The 20,893-nt window shown below is 71.3% G+C and carries 21 protein-coding genes; 9 read left to right on the top strand and 12 right to left on the bottom strand.

Features of this window, described 5'->3' with window-relative positions; genetic code table 11:
- Nucleotides 1-55: 55 nt before the first annotated feature.
- Both I0C86_RS20085 and I0C86_RS20080 read left to right on the top strand, forming a co-directional pair.
- Nucleotides 56-496: a hypothetical protein gene (locus I0C86_RS20085; protein WP_196202802.1), complete on the top strand. Its 441-nt coding sequence runs from the start codon at nt 56-58 to the stop codon at nt 494-496.
- A gap of 80 nt (nt 497-576) precedes the next feature.
- Nucleotides 577-1,119 (top strand): DUF6886 family protein, encoded by a 543-nt coding sequence (locus I0C86_RS20080; protein WP_196202801.1) that lies wholly within the window; start codon nt 577-579, stop codon nt 1,117-1,119.
- Between the two features lie 11 nt (nt 1,120-1,130).
- On the opposite strand, the gene I0C86_RS20075 is transcribed toward I0C86_RS20080, so the two are convergent.
- From I0C86_RS20075 to I0C86_RS20050, 6 genes are all read right to left on the bottom strand, one after another.
- Nucleotides 1,131-2,099 carry a nitroreductase family protein gene (locus tag I0C86_RS20075; RefSeq protein WP_196202800.1) on the bottom strand — a complete coding sequence of 323 codons (969 nt, stop codon included), beginning with the start codon at nt 2,097-2,099 and terminating at the stop codon, nt 1,131-1,133.
- A complete protein-coding gene (locus I0C86_RS20070) occupies nt 2,100-3,170 on the bottom strand; it encodes a GNAT family N-acetyltransferase (protein ID WP_196202799.1) in 1,071 nt (356 codons plus the stop codon). It abuts the gene before it with no gap.
- A gap of 10 nt (nt 3,171-3,180) precedes the next feature.
- The gene (locus I0C86_RS20065; protein WP_196202798.1) at nt 3,181-3,621 is read right to left on the bottom strand and encodes a DUF4188 domain-containing protein; all 441 of its coding nucleotides are present in this window, start codon (nt 3,619-3,621) and stop codon (nt 3,181-3,183) included.
- A gap of 3 nt (nt 3,622-3,624) precedes the next feature.
- Nucleotides 3,625-5,235 carry a phenylacetate--CoA ligase family protein gene (locus tag I0C86_RS20060; RefSeq protein ID WP_196202797.1) on the bottom strand — a complete coding sequence of 537 codons (1,611 nt, stop codon included), beginning with the start codon at nt 5,233-5,235 and terminating at the stop codon, nt 3,625-3,627.
- A 206-nt stretch (nt 5,236-5,441) separates the two neighbouring features.
- Entirely contained in the window at nt 5,442-6,275 is an 834-nt protein-coding gene (locus I0C86_RS20055; protein WP_196202796.1) for an ABC transporter permease, read from the bottom strand.
- A complete protein-coding gene (locus tag I0C86_RS20050; RefSeq protein ID WP_196202795.1) occupies nt 6,272-7,276 on the bottom strand; it encodes an ATP-binding cassette domain-containing protein in 1,005 nt (334 codons plus the stop codon). Before I0C86_RS20050 ends, I0C86_RS20055 begins: the two co-directional genes overlap by 4 nt.
- A gap of 99 nt (nt 7,277-7,375) precedes the next feature.
- Between I0C86_RS20050 and I0C86_RS20045 the strand changes: the two genes are divergently transcribed.
- Nucleotides 7,376-8,377 carry a helix-turn-helix transcriptional regulator gene (locus I0C86_RS20045; protein WP_196202794.1) on the top strand — a complete coding sequence of 334 codons (1,002 nt, stop codon included), beginning with the start codon at nt 7,376-7,378 and terminating at the stop codon, nt 8,375-8,377.
- Between the two features lie 63 nt (nt 8,378-8,440).
- Here I0C86_RS20045 and I0C86_RS20040 read toward each other — a convergent pair whose 3' ends face one another.
- Nucleotides 8,441-9,178, bottom strand: a complete 738-nt coding sequence (locus I0C86_RS20040; RefSeq protein WP_230394450.1) for a hypothetical protein — start codon at nt 9,176-9,178, stop codon at nt 8,441-8,443.
- A gap of 147 nt (nt 9,179-9,325) precedes the next feature.
- Here I0C86_RS20040 and I0C86_RS20035 point away from each other — a divergent pair, with 147 nt between their 5' ends.
- The 5 genes from I0C86_RS20035 to I0C86_RS20015 all read left to right on the top strand — a co-directional run bounded on the left by I0C86_RS20035 (nt 9,326) and on the right by I0C86_RS20015 (nt 15,005).
- Nucleotides 9,326-9,802 (top strand): (2Fe-2S)-binding protein, encoded by a 477-nt coding sequence (locus I0C86_RS20035; protein ID WP_196202793.1) that lies wholly within the window; start codon nt 9,326-9,328, stop codon nt 9,800-9,802.
- Complete coding sequence (locus I0C86_RS20030; RefSeq protein ID WP_196202792.1) at nt 9,799-11,952, top strand: xanthine dehydrogenase family protein molybdopterin-binding subunit; 2,154 nt, start codon at nt 9,799-9,801, stop codon at nt 11,950-11,952. The genes I0C86_RS20035 and I0C86_RS20030 overlap by 4 nt, the downstream gene beginning before the upstream one ends.
- Before the next feature lie 308 nt (nt 11,953-12,260).
- Nucleotides 12,261-14,144 (top strand): Ig-like domain repeat protein, encoded by a 1,884-nt coding sequence (locus I0C86_RS20025; RefSeq protein WP_196202791.1) that lies wholly within the window; start codon nt 12,261-12,263, stop codon nt 14,142-14,144.
- Between the two features lie 44 nt (nt 14,145-14,188).
- Nucleotides 14,189-14,368, top strand: coding sequence for a hypothetical protein (locus I0C86_RS20020; RefSeq protein WP_196202790.1), 180 nt, complete (start codon nt 14,189-14,191; stop codon nt 14,366-14,368).
- A gap of 103 nt (nt 14,369-14,471) precedes the next feature.
- Entirely contained in the window at nt 14,472-15,005 is a 534-nt protein-coding gene (locus I0C86_RS20015; protein WP_230394460.1) for a DUF1062 domain-containing protein, read from the top strand.
- An 82-nt stretch (nt 15,006-15,087) separates the two neighbouring features.
- On the opposite strand, the gene I0C86_RS20010 is transcribed toward I0C86_RS20015, so the two are convergent.
- Complete coding sequence (locus I0C86_RS20010) at nt 15,088-16,047, bottom strand: NADP-dependent oxidoreductase (RefSeq protein ID WP_196202788.1); 960 nt, start codon at nt 16,045-16,047, stop codon at nt 15,088-15,090.
- Nucleotides 16,048-16,104: 57 nt separating this feature from the next.
- On the bottom strand, nt 16,105-17,199 hold the full coding sequence (locus tag I0C86_RS20005; RefSeq protein ID WP_196202787.1) for a Gfo/Idh/MocA family protein: 1,095 nt from the start codon (nt 17,197-17,199) through the stop codon (nt 16,105-16,107).
- Between the two features lie 334 nt (nt 17,200-17,533).
- Between I0C86_RS20005 and I0C86_RS20000 the strand changes: the two genes are divergently transcribed.
- Complete coding sequence (locus tag I0C86_RS20000) at nt 17,534-18,115, top strand: TetR/AcrR family transcriptional regulator (protein ID WP_323373739.1); 582 nt, start codon at nt 17,534-17,536, stop codon at nt 18,113-18,115.
- A 79-nt stretch (nt 18,116-18,194) separates the two neighbouring features.
- Here I0C86_RS20000 and I0C86_RS19995 read toward each other — a convergent pair whose 3' ends face one another.
- Genes I0C86_RS19995 through I0C86_RS19985 form a run of 3 tightly spaced genes read right to left on the bottom strand, consistent with a single transcriptional unit; the run spans nt 18,195 to nt 20,748 of the window.
- Nucleotides 18,195-18,653: an HAD-IIIA family hydrolase gene (locus I0C86_RS19995; protein WP_230394449.1), complete on the bottom strand. Its 459-nt coding sequence runs from the start codon at nt 18,651-18,653 to the stop codon at nt 18,195-18,197.
- 14 nt (nt 18,654-18,667) lie between these two features.
- Nucleotides 18,668-20,152, bottom strand: a complete 1,485-nt coding sequence (locus tag I0C86_RS19990) for a pyridoxal phosphate-dependent decarboxylase family protein (RefSeq protein WP_196202784.1) — start codon at nt 20,150-20,152, stop codon at nt 18,668-18,670.
- Nucleotides 20,149-20,748 carry a helix-turn-helix domain-containing protein gene (locus tag I0C86_RS19985; protein ID WP_323373738.1) on the bottom strand — a complete coding sequence of 200 codons (600 nt, stop codon included), beginning with the start codon at nt 20,746-20,748 and terminating at the stop codon, nt 20,149-20,151. Before I0C86_RS19985 ends, I0C86_RS19990 begins: the two co-directional genes overlap by 4 nt.
- Nucleotides 20,749-20,893 lie beyond the last annotated feature (145 nt).

Raw genomic sequence — 20,893 nt, 5'->3', positions numbered from 1 at the left:
ATGTCGGCGCCGCTGGGTACGATGCCGCGACCCTGAACCCGGACGAGGAGCACAGTTGCTGGTCGGAGCCGTCGACATCTACACCAACCACGCCGTGGTCGTACTCGGTGCCACGGCCTTTCCCGAGGTGGAGCACGACGACTCGGCGGCGACCGCCGACGACCGACACGTCGTGGTACGCACCCGGGGACAGGCCGCGCCGACCCGGGTGTCGATCTGGTCCCGGGACATGCCGTATCTCGGCCCAGTGGTCTTCGACGGAGAACTCGACCTGATGGACCACACGCTCTGGGTGGGCGACATCGAACGCCTGACGTCGTACACGACGAAGGTTCTCGACAGTCCCGGCGTCCAGCGCGTCGTGGTCCGCGTCGACGATCCCGGGCACGCGTCCCTGATCCACGTCGGGCTCGATCTCGACACCGAGGTCACCACGCTCCGCCCGGTGCCGGGACACCGGCCGGGACCTCGGAGTGACCCGATGTCGGACCAGTAGTGCGTCGCCGGACGGTCGTCCGCGCAATTTGCACGGATCGGGGTTGTGCCCGGCCCCGACCCTGCCGTATCAACATTCAAATGCGACCGGACCCCGGGCAGGTGCTGCACTTTTCAGAGGATCCGACGATCACCCGGTTCGTTCCGCACGTCGCCGCGACCGCCCAGCAGTCGGACGCGTACGTCTGGGCCGTCGACCACGATCGCGCACCCGACTACTGGTTTCCCCGCCGGTGCCCGCGCGCGATGGCCTGGGTCTGCGACGCGACCTCCGAGGCGGACCGGGAACGCATCATGGGATCCGGCTGCGGCGATCGCGTCCATGCGATCGAGTACGGCTGGCTGGAGGCGATACGTCAGACGCGGCTGTACGCCTACCGGCTGCCGGCCGAGCAGTTCCGGCCCTTCGGCATGCCCGAGCCACACGCCCACGTGTCGGTCGAGACGGTCGAGCCACTCGGTCCTGCCGAGCCGGTCGGCGACCTGCTCCAGTGCCACGCCGAGGCGGGGATCCAACTGCGCGTACTGGACAACCTCTGGCCCTTCTGGGACGCCGTGATCACCAGCACCGTGGCGTTCAGCGGCATCCGGCTGCGGAACGCGAGACATCACCCGAAACTCTGAGTCGGCCCGGGTCAGGGCTGGTCGCGCCGCCGGGCGGACGGTGCCGCCGCCGTCGCGGGGCGGCCGACCCGGACCACGTGCAGCAGTCGTTGCGGCGCGACGCCGAACTGCGCGGCGAGCGCGGCACGCGGCACGGGCGCGTCGAGAAGCTGGCTCAGCGGGTGTGCCGCCAGCCCCGCCGCCTGCACGGTGAGCCAGATCCGCAGAAGTGCCCGGCCGATCGTCACCTGCGCCTGGTCGTCCAGGTCGGGCGGGCCCACCAGGACCAGGACGTCGCCGCCGAGGGCGAGCGGGTTGCCGCCCGCCGCCGCCAGGATCCGGGGCAGGCCGACCCGACGCAGCAGCGGGTACCCCGCCAACGCCGCCCGGAGCCCGGCCGCCTCGGCCCGGGACAGCGCCAAGGCCCGGTCGGTGAGCCCGTCGGCGTGGTAGCGCGGATGGCGCGGGGTCAGGCGCAGCCACGACCGCAGCTCACCGGCGATCGCGGAATCCGCGTAGAGCTGCTGGTCGGCGGCGCGGATCAGCCCCGGCAGCGGGCCGGCGTCCGGTACCGCCCGGAACCGGGCACCCACCGTCCGGGCGAGCGCGTCGAGGTCCGCGACGACCTCCGGCTCCGGCCCGGTCAGGTACCGGCCCCGATGGGTACGCCGATCCCGTACCCCGGCCGCCCCGAACGGCGTGTCGTACCGCCGCCCCGCGCCACGCAACCAGCCGATCCGATGGCCCTCGGCACAGTGGTCGGCGTCGAACCGTACCGCGAGACCGGCGTCTGCGGCGACGACCAGGCAGGTCTCGACGAACGCACCGAGCGAGAGCCGCAGGTCGCGACCGGTCGGATCGGCCGCCGGCAGGGCGTCCGCCGGATCCCAGCCCACCCGTACGGCCCGGGACTCGTAGCGCAGCCGCCACGGCTGGGTGTTGTGCGCGCTCGGCGCCCGCCAGCACAGCGGCGCCAGCGCCCGGAACGCCTCGACATCCATCTACAGCGCCTTCTCGTAGAACGTGTACCCGTGCAGCGGTCGGCCGCCCATCGCCCGGAACTGCGCCGCCGACGCGGGATTGTCGCGCCCGACGTACGTGCTGCGCAGGGTCGTGTAGCCGCCGGCCCGCAGGTTGCGGTGCAGTTCGTCGGAGAGCAGTCGCTGGTATCCGCGTCCCTGCTCCGCCGGAGCCACCCCCTTGATCAGCAGAATCGCCTCGCGCCGGTACCGCCGCCGGGTGGCCAGCAGCCGGAGTTGGCTCAGCGGCCCGAGGTCGCCCCGGACCCGGATCACGAACTCGCTGATGTCCGGGATGCAGAGGACGAAGGCGATCGGCCGGTCCGCCCTGGTCAGATAGAGCAGCAGGGACTCGTCCAGCAGGTACGTCAGCCCCTCGGTCTGCCGCCGCAGGTCCTCCGCCGAGATCTCGGTGTAGTAGCCGAGCTGGCCGAAGGACGAGTTGAGCATTTCCCGCAACAGCTCGAGCTGGTCGTCCAACCGACGGGTGTCGCCCCGGTGCAGCCGAAGTCCGTCGGGCAGGGCGGCGACGGGTGGCGGCTCGGTCCCGGCCACCGGACAGATCCAGGTGTCCGACTCGAACCGCCGACGGAAGCCGTACGACTCGTAGGCCGTGACGTAGTAGGCCGGGTTGTAGGCGCTGTCGACGAAGCCCCGGTCCGCGAATCCGGAGGTGATCACCCCGCCCGTCTCGTTGGGCAGCAGGGCCACCGGGCCGAAGACCGTGTCCCGGTCCCCGGCGGCGCGGGCCGCCTCGATGATCGCTCCGATCAGTGGTTCCGCCCCGGGCTCGGTGAACTCCGTCAGCCCGAACAGCTGGCACCGCCGCCCCAGTTTGGCGTCGAAGCCGGCATCGGTGTGCAGCGTGGTCCGGCCCAGCACCTGCCCGCCGGGGCGGTCCCGAAGCAGGTACATCGGCACGCCGTCGCGCCACCAGCGCCGGACCTGCTGGCGCAGCGGTGGTACGAAGCGCGGCTCGCCGACGTACACCCGGTCGGTGAGGTCGAGGAAGTCCCGCAGCCCGCGCCGGTCGACGACCCGTTCCAGCCTCATGCTTCCTCGCTCATCGCCGGACCGCCGGCCCGGCCGCCTCGGTCGACAGCGGGGTGAACGTCGGGATGTGGGCCATCTCGTCGCCCTCCGCCCGCCAGATCCCGTTGGTGTAGCCATCCGGCTCGGCGGTGTAGAGCCGGATGTAGCCGCCGGTCGCGTTGCGGGTGCCGTCGGTGACCCACTGCATCAGCCGCCGGTGGTGCCGGGACCGGGCGAAGCGCAGCATCGCGTCCCGGTCGGTGAAGAACGCGATGGTGCCGAGCGTGCAGGGATACTCCCAGTAGATGGTGTGCCAGCGGTAGCCGGCCATCCGCTTGAGGTCCCGCACCATCCGGAGCCACTGTGGATAGAGCCGGAGCACCGCCAGCGGCCCGGAGTAGCGGGTCGCCCCGATGAACATGGCACCGGCGCGGGCCTGGGCCGGCGCCGTGGAGAAGTCGTCCGTACGCATCGCTCAACCCACCAGGTAGACGTTCTTGATTTTTCCGGCTCCAGCTCCGGCTCTGGCTCCGGCGAACGGCCCGGCGCCCGGATCGTGCAACTCGACCCGTAACTCCGCCGCGCTCGGGTCCTCGGTCAGCGACTGCGCGAAGTCCCGGGAGACTTCGGCGAGGTGCCGCAGCACCCCGGTCCGGCAGGCCGCGCCGAGTTCGTCGCGGGCCGGTTCCGACAGTGCCCGGCGCAGTTCGATGTGCACCACCGGACGGGTCTCCAGGTCCGGTCCCTCGACCAGGGCCAGACAGAACCGGCCGATCTCGCCGGCGTACGGGTTCCCGGTGTAGAGCCCGTACTCGACGTCCTGGGGATAGAGGTTGGCGCCCAGGTAGGACACCGTGGAGTCACGGCGGCCGAAGAGCAGCAGCACCGGCAGGGTCATCCGTTCGGTGGCCAGCGCGGCTTGGCAGGCGGCCCAGCGCGCCGGGTCGGTCCGGACCAGTTCCAGGATCCGGGGGTACGACAGCAGCAGCGCCTCGTCGCCGACGTTGTACCGCAGCCGTGGCTGGAGCACGTCCCGGCTGGTCATGGTGCAGAGCAGTTCCCGACGCCGGTTGGTCTCCAGGTAGGTGGCCAGCGGGTTGTACTGGAACACCATCGGCAACCGCTGCTCGTCCTCGCCGAGCACCGCGACCCGCAGCGCCGGATCGGTCTGCAACCGCTGCCGCAGCCACACGGTGAACCGGGTTTCCGCGCCCATTCCGATGGTGAGGTCCGACGCCCCGTACGCCGACCGGACGCGGCGGAACCGTTCCTCCAGGTAGCCGCGCAACGCCTCGGTCATCCCCTCGCCGCCGCAGGTCGCGGAGATGCGGTACCGCGCCCAGGGGAATCCGTCCGTGTCGAGCCGGTCCCGCAGGTGTTTGAGGAACGGCGGGTAGGCCGTGACCAGGTAGTCGAAGTCGGGGCCGAACTCGTGCAGCGTGTCGACGATCTTGTCGAGGTCGGGGCCGGTGTTCTTCACCACCGCGATCCGGGCCATCGCGTTGCCGGTGGTCGTACCGGTCGCCCAGGCCCCCATCGAGTAGGCGTTGATCACGAACGGTCGCCGCATCGGAAAGACGAGGCTGGTGTAGCCGGCGATGTCGCGGTGCACGGCCCGCAGTTCGCGTTCGCTGCGCGGCCAGTTGAACGGGCGCCCCGACGAGCCGGCGGATTCGTCGACCACCACGCCCCGGTCCGGCAGCCGGCCGCCCCAGCAGCGGCTGGCCGCGTCGTGCACGGCGACGTAGTTCTCCTTGTCCGTCTCCGGAAAGTCCCGCAGCCGCCGCCGGGCGCCGGATCGATGCGCACCGGCCCGACCGGCCTTGAGGAGTTCCCGGTACGCCGGCACCTCGAGCGCGGCCAGTGCGCAGACCGCTCGGGCGTTGGCCTCGGCGAACCGGTCGAGTGCCGGGCGGTAGCCTCGGGCCAACCGGCGCCAGAGTGCGGGGTGCGCCTGCACGATCCGCAGGACCGCCCCGAGCAGTCGCCCGGAGACGGTCAGCCGCCCCCACCGCCACCGCTCGCGCAGGGTCAGGCCGGAGTTGTCGATGGTGGACGGTGCCGGGTGCCGCAGCGTCTCGGACATTCCACGATTCTGGTTCCGGCCCGACGCGCCGTCCTGAGCGCGGCGGCGGGACCCGCCTGAGTATCCGACCCCAGTCGCGCCGTCGACCGTCGGCCCTGTGGTGCGGCGCACCATCCGTAAAGCATCCTAGGATGATGCTGGTCCGGCGGCTGGGCCTCCCCCGGTCGGTCCACGGACGACCCGTGGACCGACCGGCAGGCGAGGGGTCAGTCGGCGCTGCGGGCCATCGCCCGGACTCCCACCGCCAACCCGACGGCGGCGGTGACCAGTGCCGCCACCCATCCCCAGAGCACGGTCGCGGTGCCGATCCGGCCGGCGAACAGCGCGCGCTCGGCGTCGACCAGGTAGGCGAGCGGATTCAGCTGGGCCGCCGCCCGCATCCACCCCGGGCCGGTCTCCAGCGGCAGCAGCATCCCGGAGAGCAGCATGAGCGGGAAGATCAGGGTCTGCTGTACGACCCAGAACATCCAGTCCTGCTTGCGTACGGCGATCGCCAGCGCGTAGCTGAGCGCACCGAGTCCGATGCCGAACACCGCGAGCAGGGCCAGCCCGACCAGGGCACCGGCCAGGTGCAGCCGGAAGCCGAACGGGATCATCACCAGCACGATGATCACCGCCTGTCCGGCCAGCGGCACCATCTCCTTGAGCGCCCGCCCGATCAGCAGCGAGGGGCGGGACAGCGGGGTGACCAGCATCCGCTCGTGTGCACCGGTCTGGAACTCGAACAGCAGGCTGGCGCCGGTCGTCGAGGTACCGAAGAGAGCCGTCATGACGAGGATGGCCGGAACGAACCACTGCCACACCCCGCCGTTGCCGAGAGCCGTACCGGCCTGGCCGCCGAGCGATCCGACCAGCAGCGGCCCGAACAGCCCGAGGAAGACCAGCGGCTGCACCATTCCGAAGATCACCGAGAACGGGTCGTGCAGCAACGGCCGCAGTTCCCGGGTCATCACGATGCCGATGTCCCGGAACAGGCCGAGCGGACCGGTCCGGCCCGCCGTCCGGATCTGCGACGGTGCGGTAACGCTGACAGTGCTCATGCCGGTACGTCCTTCGGGGTCTTCGCGTCCTGCGGATTGCCGTGCTCGTTCTCGCCCTCCCGGAGACTCCGGCCGGTGAGGGCGAGGAAGACGTCGTCCAGGGTGGGCTGGTGCACCTGTGCGGTCGCGACCGGTACGTCCGCGGCGACGGCGGCCCGCAGCAGTTCCGGGAGCGCCGCCGGCCCGTTCCCGACGTGCGCCTGCACCCGGTTCCCGTCGCACACGACGTCACGGGCACCCGGCAGCCGGTCCACGAGTCGGGCGAGCGGCCGGGCGTCGTCCCCGGCCACCGTCACGACGATCCGGTCACCGGCCAGTTTCGCCTTGAGCGTCGCGGCCGAGTCGTCGGCGATGATCTCGCCGTGGTCGACGACCACGACGCGCTCGGCCATCGAGTCGGCCTCGTCCATGTAGTGCGTGGTGAGCACGACAGTCATCTCGTGTTCCGCCCGCATCCGCAGGATGTGTTCCCACAGGTTCGCCCGGTTCTGCGGATCCAGCCCGGTGGAGGGCTCGTCGAGGAACAGCAGCGACGGCCCGTGCACCAGGCCCATCGCCACGTCGAGGCGCCGGCGCTGGCCGCCGGAGAGCGCCGAGACCTTCCGGGTGGCGAGTTCGGTGAGGTCGAGGGCGTCGAGCAGTTCGGCGGCCCGCTGCCGGGCTGCCCGGCGGTCCAGACCGTAGATGCTGCCCTGCGTGTTCAGCTCGTCACGGACCCGCTGGGTGTGGCCGGCGCCGTTGCCCTGGCCGACGTAGCCGATGTGCCGGCGGACCTGGGCCGGCTGGCGTACGACGTCGTGACCGGCGACCGTGGCGGTACCGGAGGTCGGCGCGATCAGCGTGGTGAGCATCCGCATCGTGGTGGTCTTGCCGGCCCCGTTCGGGCCGAGCACGGCGACCAGTTCGCCGGGCTCGATCCGCAGGCTGATGCCCCGGACGGCGTGCACGGTCTGGCTACGGCTCACCACGAAGTCCCGGGTGAGCGAGCGGGCGTCAATCATCGTCACGTCCCGCCGGTCGGATGTTCGATTCGGTCATGGGACGGAACGTACGGACCATAGCGGCCACTTCCTGACCTGAATTGCGGGCACACTGACGGCATGGCGAACACCAGCTCCCGGACCCTCCGCCTGCTGTCCCTGCTACAGACCCACCGCTACTGGCCCGGCAACGAACTGGCGGACCGACTCGACGTCTCCGTACGCACGCTGCGCCGCGACGTCGATCGGCTGCGGGAGTTGGGCTACCCGGTCGACGCACACCGGGGCGTCGACGGCGGTTACCAGCTCGCCCCGGGCGCCGCGCTTCCCCCGCTGGTCGTCGACGACGAGGAGGCCGTCGCGCTCGCGGTCGGTCTCCAGGCGGCGGCCCAGGGCGCGATCGCCGGCATCGAGGAGGCCTCGATCCGGGCGTTCACCAAGGTGGTCCAGGTGATGCCCGCCCGGCTGCGCCGTCGGGTCGACGCGCTGCGGGCGATGACCGTACCGTCGCCGTGGGGCGGCGAGACCGGACCGACCATCGAGGCGGCCGTCCTCACCACGGTCGCCCAGGCCTGCCGGGACGCGGAGCGGCTGCGCTTCTCCTACACCGCCAGGGACGCGGAGCAGACCGCCCGACACATCGAACCGCACCGGCTGGTCTCCCTCGGCCGCCGCTGGTACCTGGTCGGATACGACCTCACCCGGCAGGACTGGCGCAGCTTCCGGCTCGACCGGATGCGCGAACCACTGGGCACGGGCGCCCGGTTCAACCCCCGGCAACTGCCCGCCGAGGACGCCGCCGCGTTCATCCGGGCGAGTATCGAGAACCTCGCGACGCCATACCAGGTCGAGGCGCTGGTGCACGCCCCCGCCGGCACGGTACGGGACCGGGTCGGCCGGTGGGGCACGATCGCGCACCTCGACGAGCAACGGTGCCGGCTGTCGATGACGACGTACACCCTGGACTGGCCGATCCTGGCCCTCGGCTCCCTCGGCGCGGAGTTCGAGGTGATCTCGCCGCCCGAGCTGGTCGACCAGATCCGGGAGTGGAGCGACCGGTTCGGTCGGGCCGCCGCCACCGGCCCGCACACCCCGACCGGACCCGACGACACCGCAGCCTGAGCGCCGATCGGTCTGGGGGCGGGTCAGCCGTGGCTAAACCGCTCGCTGCCGCTCTCCTTTCGGCTACGGGGTCGACACTCCGGCGAACGGGGCCCGGGCGAGCCCGACCCGTACCGGCTGGCGACCGTTGTACGCGAACCGCAGCAGTTCGGCCGCGCCGACGGTGGTCGTACCCAGGTCCAGGTACCGCCGCGCGGCCACCCAGTCCACCAGCCCCCGCGGGTCACGCAGTTCGCCGGTGAAGTGGACCAGCGTGGCGTACCAGATGTCCCGGTGGTAGGCGGCCTCGAACCAGCCGTCCGGCCCCAACTCCTCGCCGAGCCGGTCGGCGAACCCGGCCGCCGCCGAATCCTCCGGAAAGGCGCAGACCATCACCCCGGACGGCGTCAACGTCAGCCCGGACAGCCGCAGCCGGACCGGCGGCGAGACGGCGGCGGCCCGGTTCAACGCCGACGCGGAGCGCGCCACCAACGGATCGTCGGACGGGATCACGGACCGGTGCTCCTCGATCGCCCGGACCGTGAAGTGCACCGCCTCGACCGCCCCGGTCGGCCAGTGCACCGCCCCGGCGATGCCGAGCGCCTCCACCGTTACCGCCGCCAACCGGTGCGCGCAGTCCGGGTCCGGCCGGAGGACCACCGACATTCCCCACCGGCCGCCGTCCACCGGCGGCGTGTCCCGATAGTGCGTACCGGCCAGCACGGCGGTCCGGCCCCGGGCGAACAACCGGTCGAAGGCCAGGGCATATCCGGCGTCCGCCGCCGCACGGCCCGACAGGGTAGCTCCACTCGTCGCGTCCATCCGACCCAGCCTAGGCAACGGATCCCCAGGTCCGACTACCCCCTGCGGGAGTTCGACGGCCCGGAACGGTTGACGGCGCGGCCCGGCGGGGCGAGGCTGTTGCCACAATTTGTGGATCATCGTCCCGAGGTACGGCGGAAGTCCGACATGAAGCAGACATTCGAGTTGACCGTCAACGGCGAGCGGCGACAGGTCGACGCCGAGGACCAGAGCACCCTGCTGCACGTGCTGCGGGAAGGGCTCGGCCTCAAGGGCTCCCGGTTCGGCTGCGGCGTCGGGCAGTGCGGCGCGTGCGTCGTCCTGCTGGACGGGCGACCCGCGCCGTCCTGCGACGTACCGATGTGGTCGGCCGTGGGGAGGGACGTGACCACCGTCGAGGGACTCGCCGACGGCGACGTACTGCATCCCGTCCAGCAGGCGGTCCTCGACGAGCAGGCCGCCCAGTGCGGGTACTGCGTCTCGGGGATCCTGGTCAGCGCCGCCGCGCTGCTCGCCGAGAACCCGCACCCGGACGAGTCCACCGTCGCGGCCGCGCTCGACCGGCACCTGTGCCGGTGCGGCGCACAGCGACGCATCGTCCGGGCCGTCGTCCGCGCCGGTGCGCGCGGAGCCGGACGCCGATGAGCACCGGAAGCCCGGACCCGGCGCCCACCGCCGGACCGGCGCTGCCCCGAGGACTCGTCGCGAACCCCCGGCTCTCCCGCTGGGTGAGCGTGGGCCGGGACGGCACCGTCACCGTGCGGGTGGGCAAGGTCGAACTCGGCCAGGGAATCCTCACCGCCCTCGCCCAGATCGCCGCCGACGAACTGGACGTCGACCTTCCCGCCATCCGGATGCAGGCGGCGAGCACCGCGGAGGGACCGGACGAGGGGCTGACCGCCGGCAGCCTCTCCGTCGCCGACTCCGGTGCCGCCGTACGTCAGGTGTGTGCCGAGGTCCGGGCCCTGTTCGTCGCCGAGGCCGCCCGTACCCTCGCCGCCGACCCGGCCGACGTCACCGTCTCGGGCGGCGTCGCCAGCACCCCGGGCGGATCCCGCCGCGTCAGCTACGCCGAGTTGGCCGACCGGATCGACCTCGAGCGGGAGGTGGACGGATCGGTCCGGGCCAAGGCCATACCCGAATCGCGACTGGTCGGCACCAGCGTGCCCCGGCTGGACCTGCCCGACAAGATCACCGGCAGACCCCGGTTCATCCAGGACCTCACGCTGCCCGGACAGCTCTCCGGCCGCGTCGTCCGGCCGCCGTCACCGGCGGCGACCCTGACCGGGGTCGACACGGCCGTCGTCGACGCCCTGCCCGGGGTCGTCTCCGTGCTCCGGGACGGCGACTTCCTCGGCGTGGTCGCGCAGGACGAGGAGACCGCCGAGCGGGCCGCCGCCGTCCTGGCCGGCACCGCGCGCTGGCACGAGGAGCCGACGCTGCCCGACGAGGACGACCTGCCCCGGTTCCTCCGAGACGGCCCCGCCGAGTCGTTCGTGGTGGCCGAGCCGGACCCGTCCGGCGTCCCGGACCGGGCCGTCCGGCGGATCCGCGCGAGCTACAGCCGGCCCTTCCTCGCGCACGCCTCGATGGCACCGAGCTGCGGTGCGGCCCGTTGGGACGGCGAGGGCGTCAGCGTCTGGAGCCACAGTCAGGGCATCCACGCCCTGCAACGGGCCATCGCACTGGCGCTGGGCTCCGACATCGACCAGGTCGGCGTGCGGCACGTCGAGAGCGCCGGCAGCTACGGGCACAACGGCGCCGACGACGCCGCCTTCGACGCGGTACTGCTCGCCCGTACGGTGCCCGGGCGCCCGGTGCACGTCCGGTGGAGCCGACGCGACGAGCTGACCTGGGCGCCCTTCGGCTCGGCGATGGTGGCCGACGTCGAGGCGGGCGTCGACGCCACCGGCGCCGTGCTCACCTGGTCGTACGACGTGTGGAGCCAGGGGCACACCGCCCGACCCGGGTACGCCGGCAGCCCGGGACTGCTGGGCGCGGCACACCAGGACCGGTCCCGCCCGGTCCCGCCACCGGCCGACCCACCCGTGCTGGCCGGTGGCGGAATCACGCGCAACGCGTCGCCGATCTACACCTTCCCGCACCGCCGGATCCAGGGCCACCGGCTGCTGCGGACGCCGGTGCGGTCCTCGTCACTGCGCTCGCTGGGCGCGTTCACGAACGTGTTCGCGGTCGAGTCCTTTATGGACGAATTGGCCCTGGCCGCCGGGCAGGACCCGGTGGCGTACCGGCTGGCCCAGCTCGCCGATCCACGGGCCCGCGAGGTGCTGTCCACCGCCGCCGAACTCGGGCGCTGGGATCGGCGCGGCACCGAGGAGAGCGTCGGGTACGGCATCGGCTTCGCCCGCTACAAGGACCGCGGCGCGTACTGCGCGGTGGTGGCGGAGGTGGAGGCCGTGCACGAGGTACGGGTCCGCCGGCTGGCGCTGGTGGTCGACGTCGGTCGGGTGGTCAACCCGGACGGGGTACGCAACCAGATCGAGGGCGGGGCCGTCCAGGCGACCAGTTGGACGCTGAAGGAACGGGTCCGGTTCGACCGGTGGCGGATCACCAGCGCGGACTGGGAGAGCTATCCGATCCTGCGGTTCAGCGAGGTGCCGCAGGTCGACGTACACCTGATCGCCCGGCCGGACGAGCCCTCCGTCGGCGCCGGCGAGGCGGCCCAGGGACCGACGGCCGCCGCCATCGCGAACGCGGTCGCCGACGCCCTCTCGGTCCGGGTACGCGACCTGCCGATCACCACCGACCGCATCGTGGCGGCCCTGAACGGATAGCCAGTCGGACCGGCGTGCCCTCTGGCGCGCCGGCCGAGCACCGCGCCACCTCGTCGACGCCGCGACGGGGGCGGCCGGACAACGCGACATCGCGACAACCCTGGGCGCCCTTGACACCGGAAAGCGGGGCCGGCCACACTACGGACGCTGCTAATTCGATTTAGCAGGGCACCAGTACACCACCCGCATCGGATCAGAAGCTGCCGCCGCGGAGGCATGCGATCCGGTGGACCTGGATCTCGTACCGGCCGGGACGACCACGAGATCCGGGCAGGCCACGACAAGAGACCACGGAGGAGTGTCCTCAGATGAGGAAGGCGACCGGAAGACGCAGGCTCAGGCGTGCGGTCTCGTTGCTCGCGTTCATATCACTCGGTGCGGGCGCCGTCGTCGCCGCGCCGGCTGCCGCCGCAGGCAGGCCCACGAGTGTGGAAGGCCCGACCGTCAGGCCGGATCGGCATTCACCGACCGGATACACCGTCACGTTCGTCTATCACAATCCCAACGCGACACAGGTCCGCCTTGCCGGGGACCTGACTCTGCTGGACGTCGGCACCGGCAACACGCGGTACCAGCCGGAGGCGTGGCAGCCGGGGCGGTACCACGCCGGCGGTACCGAGTTTCTCAGGGACATGACCAAGGACGCGAAGGGATACTGGTCGGTCTCGGTCCCCCTGCACGCCGGGAGTCTCAGCTACTGGTACCGGGTCTGGGACCCGACCCAGGGCTGGGTGAACAGGCGCATCTGGGATCCCGCCTCGACACACCCCCGACCCCCTGGCGAGTCCTCGTTCCGGGTGAGGAACAACGACGTTCTCGATGCCGTGTACGTGCCGTACGCCGCGAAGCAGAACGACCCGGTGCTGAGGGAGCGTGCGAAGTACGAGCTGCCGGCGCCGGACCCCTCGCAGCGGGGCACCGTCCAGTACGTCCCCTACACCACGATCCTGGGCGACAGTGGCCATTACCTCGGCGTCTACCTGCCGGCCAACTACGATGCCAACCGCGCGGAGCCGTACAAGGTCGCGTATCTCGCCCACGGCATCTTCGGTGACGAGACCGACTTCATGGTCCCGGCGAATGTTCCGAACATCCTGGACAACATGACGGCCAGGGGCGAGATCGAGCCCACTGTGGTTGTCACCATGGGAAACCACTTCACCGGCACCAGCCTCGGCTTCGCCTCCTACAACCAGACCAACGCCGCCAACAACCTGGTCCAGACGATCCTTCCGCTCGTCGAGCAGAACTACAACGTCTCGACCGAGCGTGCCGGGCGCGCCTACGCCGGGTTCTCGTACGGCGGGATGACGGGCGGGGTCGTGATCAGGAACTATCCGACCACGTTCGCGTTCTACGGGCACTTCTCCGGTAATCCGTCGCTCACCGTTCAGGACTACGACAACATCGCGGCGGCGGTCGGGAACGACGACCTCTTCGTCTTCCTCGGAAACGGTGTCTTCGAGGGCAACCTCAACGCCCAGAACGCCATCGCGGACAACTTCAGGGCTCGGGGGTTCGCCGCCGAGACGACCCAGGTCCCCGGCGCGCACGACGGGATGACGGCGGGGCAGCTGTTCACGACCTTCGCCAGGGACCACCTGTGGTCGGGGGTCGACTCCGTCTCGGTGACGCCCGCGACGCAGAACCTGACGAAGGGCTGGAACTGGGTCAGGCAGTTCGGCGCCCGGGTGACGACCAACGAGGGTGTGAGCCCGGCGGTGACATGGTCGGTCAAGGGCGCGACCTCGGCGGGTACGACCATTTCCGCGGGCGGTCTGCTCTCGGTGGCCGCCGCCGAGACCGCGCCGTCGCTCACCGTCGTGGCGACGTCGGTGGCGGACCCGACCAAGGCAAGTTCGGCCCGGGTCACCCTGACGCCGCCCGGCGCGGTGGGAGTCGCGGTGAAGGCGAAGGCCACACCCGCGTCGATCGTCCACGGTGGCACGTTCACGCTGAACGTCGACGTGCGGGCACAGTCCCGGCACAGCAGGGCCCCGAAGGCGACCGGTGAGGTCGCCGTCACCTTCGGCGGTACCACCCGGGTGGTGCCGCTGACCGGCGGCGCGGCGGTCATCGGGCTGCCGACCACCGGACTGTCCGCAGGGGTCTACCCGGTCCACGTCGCCTACTCCGGCGACCCGACCTACGCTCCCGCCGCGGCGGTCCACCAGCAGCTACGGGTTCGGTAGCCAGCAGGCACGGTGGGCCGGCGACCTCCCGTCGCCGGCCCGCCGTGACCGATCCTGGAGCCGTCTGGTCCGAACTCACCGCCCCTCACCCACCGAACCTCAGCTTCTTCCAGTCCTGGAAGACATTCGCCCCGAAATCCACTGGCGGGGCGCCGTCGTGCGCCACTACCGTGCTGTCGAACCACGTCGTCCAGGTCAAGGACATGCCGTTGTACACCCTGTGAGACCTCCCGAACGCTGATCTGTCGCGCGTCGCGCATCTGCGCCGCGCTTCTTCTGCTGCGGAATTCTCACGGAAACCGGTGTACTTCTGTGCTCAAAAACTGGATGGTCGTACCCACCTGCCTACCGCTCGTCCGCCGCCGATGCCACACGTGCGCGTCCGAGCGCTTCCGGGCGAGCGGTAAGTTTCGCGTCAACGCAAACCACAAGCTCATCGACGTCTGGCTCCTCGCGCTCTGTACCGCCTGCGGGGAGACCGCGAAGCTCACGGTCCTGGAGCGGATGACCGTGCGTTCCGTACGACCTGAGCTGCTGGACCGGCTGCACGACAACGACCCTGGCCTGACAGCCGAACTGCTCCAGGATCCGGTCGTGCAGCGCCGTAATCGCGTCGCCCTCGACTGGGACGACGCCTGGCGCCTCGACACCGGCGGATCGGATCACCTGGACCGCGAGGTGATCGACATCTCGGTCCGCTTTGCGGCCCGGATCCCGGTCCGGCCGGTGCGACTGATCGCCGAAGGTTGCGATCTGCCGCGCGCCGAGGTCGACAGACTGATCGCGGCGGGGAAACTCGTCTCGGCAGTCCGGCTCAGCGGCAAGCTCTCCAGCGACTTCACCTTCACGCTCAAGCGCTGAGCCCTCCTCGGGCCACGGGCCTGTCCGGCTTGCTCCGCCGGACAGGCCCCGGTCCGACGAGGTCGCCGCGATGGCCCACGCGTCAGAATTCGAGGACCAGCCGGCCGCGTACGCCGCCGGCTTCGAGGAGCCGGTGGGCTTCGGCCGCACGTTGCGGCAGGAAGGTGTCGGCGACCCGGAGGCCGAGCCGCCCTTCGCCGGCGAGCCGGCAGAGCAGGTCGAGCTTGTCGCGCCGTCCGTCGTACTCGTGCACGAAGGCGTGGACCAGCCTGATGCCACGCGCCGCGGCCGCCTGCGCGAACGCCGTCGAGTCCGGCACCTCTCGCACGTACGCGAGGGCGCCGTCGCGGCGGATGGCGGCCAACAGCGGTACGCCGATGATCGCGGCGTCGACCACCGCGTCGACACCCTGGGAGGTGAGTTCACGGAACCGGTCGGCGACACCCGGCCCGCGCGGGACGACGTCGTCGGCACCGAGCGCGGCGACGAGCGGTACGTCGGCCGGCGCGGCGTCGGCCAGTACGCGGTGACCGGCGGCCTTGGCGAGTTGCAGGGCGTACCCGCCGACCGCCCCGGCCGCGCCGGTGACGGCGATCGTGCTTCCCTCGGGAAGGTCGAGCTGATCGAGGGCGTGCAGGGCGGTGAGCCCGTTCAACGGCAGCGTGGCCGCCTCGGCGAGGCTCGCCCCGGTCGGAACCGGTGCCACCCACGACTCGGAAAGCACGACCCGTTCGGCGTATCCGCCGCCGCCCGGCCGGGTGGGGTTGACCATGGCCATCACCTCGTCGCCGACGGCGAGGCCGGTGTCGGTGCCGGGGCCGATCTCGTCGATGGTCCCGGCGACGTCGAGGCCGGGGATGACCGGATGCGCACCGCGCTGGCGTATGGGCGTCAGGCCGGCCCGGATCAGGGTGTCGGCCGGGTTGACCGCCGCGACCCGTACCCGGATCCGGACCTCGCCCGGTCCCGCGTGCGGGGTCGGCACGTCGAGGACCTGGAGTACCTCGGGTCCGCCATGGCGTAGTAGTCCTACCGCTTTCACGTCGTCGACTCCGATCGTCCTGGGCCGGCCGGCGCCGGGGCGCCGGCCGGCCGTTGGTCACCTCAGGGACTGGGCGACGCCGCTGGCCGAGGAGCGCTCGACGGCGTCGATAAGTCGGTGCCGGGCCAGGGCGAGCGCGAAGTCGGGCACGGTCCGGGTGTCCTCGGCCAGGTCGCGGGCGAGCGCCGCGTAGAGCTGCGCGACTCCTTCGGCGGGGGTCCGCGCCAGTTCCGCCGGAACATCCTCCGAGTAGGACGGCGGGACCGTGAGGGGCGTGACGGCGGCGTCGGTCCCCCGACCGCCGGCGAGGGTGAGCTGGGCGACCTGCATGTTCCCCCAGGGCGCGGTCAGCACGAGGTCCCCGTCGGTGCCGTTGACCTCCCAGCGGAAGTTCTCGCCGCGCGACGCACCGCCCCGGTAGAAGATCGAGGCGGCCGCACCCGAGTCGAGGGTGCCGATCATGGCAACCTGGTCGGGTGCGGTGACCGGGATCCGGCTGCCGTCCTCGGTGACCGTCGCCTCGCTACGTCCGACGACGAGGTTCGCCGTGACCGTATCGAACTCGCCGAGCACGGAGTGCAGCGGATCGAGGGCGTGCAGCGTGGCGGAGGTGAGCGTCGTCGCGCCCTTGCTGTTGTCGAACCAGTAGGCCTGGCTGTGGCTGGCCACCTCGCCGCCCCAGACCATGCCGGAGCCGACCATCGCGGTGCCGAGCACCGTGCCGACGTACCCGTCGTGGATCAGGTCGCGGGCGTACCGGACCTCGGGGGCGTAGCGGCCCTGAAGCCCGACCACGGTACGGACCCCGGCCGTCCGGGCCAGTTCGGCGAGGCGCTCGGCTTCGGCCAGGCCGTTGGCGAGCGGCCACTCGCTGTAGACCATCTTGCCCGCGCGAAGCGCCGCCGAGATCAGCTCGAAGTGCCGGGTGACCTGGACGGCGACGACCACCAGGTCGACACCGGGGTGCTCGATGAGGTCCCGGTGGTCGTGGTAGCCGGGCACGCCGTACCTGGCCGCTGCGGCGTCCGCCGAGGCCCGCCGGGAGGTGCTCACCGCGCGCAGTTCGAACGCCGGGGAGGCGGCGAGCACCGGGATGTGGGAGCTGGACGCCCACGCGCCGGGGCCGATGATGCCTACGCCTGTCGGGGCCATGCTGTTCCTCCGGTCGGTTCTCGGTCGCACGATAGGCGGGATTTCGTCCGGAACAGCCGGAATGGTGGTTTCGGGCGGTTCCGGCACGCCCGGGAGGTCCTGGCGGCGGCACCGCCGTCATGGCCACTTCCGATCCCCGTGCCGTGCTGCCTACGCTAACGACTATCTGGAACGTACGACAAAGAATATGGCTACGCTCACAATCCCGATCCGCCGCTCCCCACGAGCCACAATGGTTCAACGCGGCGGTCTGGCGCGGCCGGTGGGTCGCCACGGGCAGCAGAGGGCTTCCGAATACTTTGGTAGTCGTTCCAGAAAGGCGTACGGTAGGCCCGTGGCGCGTAATCGGGAGTTTGACGTTGACGTCGCGGTAGCCGCGGCGATGGACGTGTTCCGGCGCAAAGGCTACGAGGGCACCTCGATGCGGGATCTGGCCGAGGCGACCGGCCTGGGCAGTGGCTCGCTCTACGCGGCGTTCGGCAGCAAGGACGGCCTGTACCTGGCCGCGCTCGACCTATACCGGCAGCGGTACGCGGCCCCGCTGACCGATATGCTCCGCGCCGGCAACGACGCCCGCGACGTCATCCGTGAGGTGTTCGTCGGTGTTGTCGACGACATCGCCCGGGACTCCCGGCGACAGGCCTGCCTGATCGTGGGTGCGGCGATGGAACGGGCCCACACCGACCTCCGGGTCGCCGAGCGGCTCCGGTCGACCACCCAGTCACTCGAAGTCGCACTCTTCGACGTGCTCGCCGAGGGGCAGCTCCGCGGTCAGATCCCGACCGCCCGCAGCGCACGTGACCTGGCCAACTTCCTGGTGACAAGCCTGCAGGGCCTGCGGGTGATGGGCGCCATCAACCCCGACCGGGCCAGCCTGATGCGGTCGGCCGAGGTCGCCCTGACCTGCCTGGACTGAGCCGACACGGCTCTCCCGGCCCCCTCGTGCCGACCCACCGCGGCGGTCCCGCGCCGTGACCACCGGCCGAGGCGTTCCGTCATGGCTCCCTGAGGAATTCGGCGGCCCAGGTGAAGTGCCCGATTCCCGCCGCGACCGCGAGTTCCCGGTCGGTCTCGGTGTCACCGATCATCGTCGACGTCGCCAGGTCGATGTGATGGGCCCGGGCCAGGCCGAGGACCAGACCCGGCCGGGGCTTGCGGCAGGTGCATCCGGCGTCGCGCGGGTGCGCGCAGACCGCGTAGTCGGTGACCACTCCCTGGGTGGCGGTGGACAACTGGTCACAGAGGTCGTGAAACCGCCCGGGGGTTAGCGTCCCGTCCGCGAGGCCCGCCTGGTTGGTCACGACGAAGACCGGAGTTCCGGCCAGAGCCGCCAGCCGACGCGTGACGCCGGGCAGGATCGTGACCCGGTGATGCTCGTCGAAGGCGATCTCGTCGTGGTCGTCGAGGGCGAGGAGGGTACCGCCGAGGTCGAAGAAGTGGGCTGGTCGTCTCATCGCGACTGGTCGTCTCATCGCGGCTGGTCCTCCGTGAGCAGGGACAGCGCCGTGCGGACCTCGGTCAGCAGGGCGTCCACGTCCGCGCCGTCGCTGCCGGGGTTCACGACACAGGCGCGGAGCGCGAAGACACCGTCGACGCTCGTGCCGGCGAGGAACGCGCGCCCGCCGAGTTGGACGGCGGAGAGCACCTGACGGTTGAGTGCGTCGAGCGCTGCGCCGTCACCGGCCCATCCCGCGGGTCGGCACCGGAAACACACGACGCTGAGCCCGTGGGCAAGCAGTTCCAGGTCGGTGGCGGCGGTGACGCCGGCCGCGAGCCGGGCCGCGACAGCGAGATCGTGGGCGATCAGCCCTCGGTAGCCGTCGAGACCGAGGTGTTTGAGCATCAGCCAGACCTTGAGGGCCCGGAAGGGGCGGGTCTGGTCGAAGCCGTACTCGCTGAACCAGGTCGGGCCCGCCACCCCGGTCGGGTCGTCGTCGGTACGCAGATACGGCGGCACGAGGCTGAACGTCTCGCGGGCACCGTGGCGGTCACGCAGCAGCACGAGGCCGACGTCGACCGGGGCGTAGAGCCACTTGTGTGGATCGAGGGCCAGGCTGTCGACCCGGGCCAGTGCCGTCCCGCTGTCCCGGTACCGGTCCAGGAGCAACACCGCCGGGCCGCCGTACGATCCGTCGACGTGCAGCCACACCCCGAGGTCGGCGCAGATGTCGGCGATGACGTCGACAGGGTCGACGGCACCGGTGTTGACGGCACCGGCGGTGGCCATGACGGCGAGCGGCACCCGTCCGTCGGCCAGGTCGTGTGCGATCTGGTCGCGCAGCAGATCCGGCCGCATCCGGTGCCGGTCGTCCGAGGCGATGGTACGGATGTTCGCCGATCCGATGCCGAGCAGTTCGGCCGCCTTGCGGGCAGACCCGTGGCCCTCCGCACCCAGGTAGAGCACGAAACGCCGCCCGTGGCCCTGCATCCCGTCAGCCCGTACGTCGACGCCGACCCGCACGGCGGCCCGGTGGCGGGCCACAGTCAGGGCGGTCAGGGTGGCCATGGAGCCACCGCTGACCAGGAGGCCGGTGCTCCCATCGGGGAACCCGGCGAGGTCGGCGAACCAGCGCACCACCTGGCGCTCGATGTGGACGGCGGCATGGTTGCCGCCGGCGACGCTCGGGTTCATGGTCGCGGCGAGCGCGTCGGCGACGATTCCGAGCAGGTGGGGCGGCGAGTTCACCCAGCCGAAGAAGCGGGGATGTCCGTTGCCGAAGGGGTATGGCGCGACCCGCTGGAGAAAGTCGTCCAGTACCGCGTCGACGGTCGCACCGTGGTCGGGCGCCCGCTCCGCACCAAGCGCCCCGGCCAGGTCGGTCGGGTACGGCTGGAACACCGGACGCTCCCGCAGGCCGGACAGGTAGGCAACGATGATCTCCACGGTGCGGTGGCCGAGTTGGCGTACGTCGTCGGCGGTGAAGGCCCATCCGGGCGGAACCGACGCTGTCATCCCGAGTGCCCGTCGTGGGCGTCGGGAAGGTCCATCGCCAGGTAGTAGACGCAGGCCTCGGTGCCGGGATTGGCGAACCCGTGGTGACAGTCGCCCAGGTAGAAGATGCTGTCCCCCTGGCGTAGCTCCACCTGCTCATCGTCGAGCGAGAGCCGCAGGACACCCGCCTCCACGGCGAGATACTCACGGGAGCCGGGGCGGTGCGGCAGGAAGACGCCCGCGTCCACTCCGGCGCCGATTGTCGTGCGCATGAATTCGAACTCCACGCCCGGCAGCACGGGGCTGAGCACCCGCCTCTCCCAGCCGGACGGGTCCCGCGCCACGTCCTGCTCGTCGTGCCGCAGGACCACCCTTCGCGCGGGCAGCTCCGCACGCAGCAGCCGCGCGATGCTGGTGCCCAACCCGGTCGCGATCCGGTCGAGGACGAGTACGGTCGGCACACGGCTCCCCCGTTCCACCTCGGACAGCATGCTGCGACTCACCCCGCTGGCGGCGGCGAGTTGCTGGAGGGTGAGGCCGCGCTGGCGACGCTCGGCACGCAGCCGGCCGCCAAGAGCCGCCATGTCGAGGCCGGGGTCCGGGGTGATGCTCTGCACCGCTCCACCATAGCGGAATTCCATTATGACGGAATAGCATCAACCGCTCGCGATGTGTTCGCGAGCAGGACAGCGCGGTGGCGAGTCTTTCAACCTTCTGGTTGACAGGCTCGTCGAACGAACGTAACGTTTCTTTCAACCAGAG

It is taken from the genome of Plantactinospora alkalitolerans, assembly GCF_015690345.1.
GTDB lineage: Bacteria > Actinomycetota > Actinomycetes > Mycobacteriales > Micromonosporaceae > Plantactinospora > Plantactinospora alkalitolerans.
The sequence above is the reverse complement of the archived record's forward strand: the minus strand, read 5'-3'. Positions and strand labels throughout refer to the sequence as shown.

What these genes read in the sequence shown, in the direction of transcription:
- I0C86_RS20005 (WP_196202787.1), bottom strand. Translation starts at nt 17,199, where the DNA reads ATGGCCCCGACAGGCGTAGGCATCATCGGCCCCGGCGCGTGGGCGTCC.
- I0C86_RS20015 (WP_230394460.1), top strand. Translation starts at nt 14,472, where the DNA reads ATGGTCGTACCCACCTGCCTACCGCTCGTCCGCCGCCGATGCCACACG.
- I0C86_RS20045 (WP_196202794.1), top strand. Translation starts at nt 7,376, where the DNA reads ATGGCGAACACCAGCTCCCGGACCCTCCGCCTGCTGTCCCTGCTACAG.
- I0C86_RS20055 (WP_196202796.1), bottom strand. Translation starts at nt 6,275, where the DNA reads ATGAGCACTGTCAGCGTTACCGCACCGTCGCAGATCCGGACGGCGGGC.
- I0C86_RS20065 (WP_196202798.1), bottom strand. Translation starts at nt 3,621, where the DNA reads ATGCGTACGGACGACTTCTCCACGGCGCCGGCCCAGGCCCGCGCCGGT.
- I0C86_RS20030 (WP_196202792.1), top strand. Translation starts at nt 9,799, where the DNA reads ATGAGCACCGGAAGCCCGGACCCGGCGCCCACCGCCGGACCGGCGCTG.
- I0C86_RS20070 (WP_196202799.1), bottom strand. Translation starts at nt 3,170, where the DNA reads ATGAGGCTGGAACGGGTCGTCGACCGGCGCGGGCTGCGGGACTTCCTC.
- I0C86_RS20075 (WP_196202800.1), bottom strand. Translation starts at nt 2,099, where the DNA reads ATGGATGTCGAGGCGTTCCGGGCGCTGGCGCCGCTGTGCTGGCGGGCG.
- I0C86_RS20040 (WP_230394450.1), bottom strand. Translation starts at nt 9,178, where the DNA reads ATGGACGCGACGAGTGGAGCTACCCTGTCGGGCCGTGCGGCGGCGGAC.
- I0C86_RS20035 (WP_196202793.1), top strand. Translation starts at nt 9,326, where the DNA reads ATGAAGCAGACATTCGAGTTGACCGTCAACGGCGAGCGGCGACAGGTC.
- I0C86_RS20080 (WP_196202801.1), top strand. Translation starts at nt 577, where the DNA reads ATGCGACCGGACCCCGGGCAGGTGCTGCACTTTTCAGAGGATCCGACG.
- I0C86_RS19995 (WP_230394449.1), bottom strand. Translation starts at nt 18,653, where the DNA reads ATGAGACGACCAGCCCACTTCTTCGACCTCGGCGGTACCCTCCTCGCC.
- I0C86_RS20060 (WP_196202797.1), bottom strand. Translation starts at nt 5,235, where the DNA reads ATGTCCGAGACGCTGCGGCACCCGGCACCGTCCACCATCGACAACTCC.
- I0C86_RS20050 (WP_196202795.1), bottom strand. Translation starts at nt 7,276, where the DNA reads ATGATTGACGCCCGCTCGCTCACCCGGGACTTCGTGGTGAGCCGTAGC.
- I0C86_RS19990 (WP_196202784.1), bottom strand. Translation starts at nt 20,152, where the DNA reads ATGACAGCGTCGGTTCCGCCCGGATGGGCCTTCACCGCCGACGACGTA.
- I0C86_RS20025 (WP_196202791.1), top strand. Translation starts at nt 12,261, where the DNA reads ATGAGGAAGGCGACCGGAAGACGCAGGCTCAGGCGTGCGGTCTCGTTG.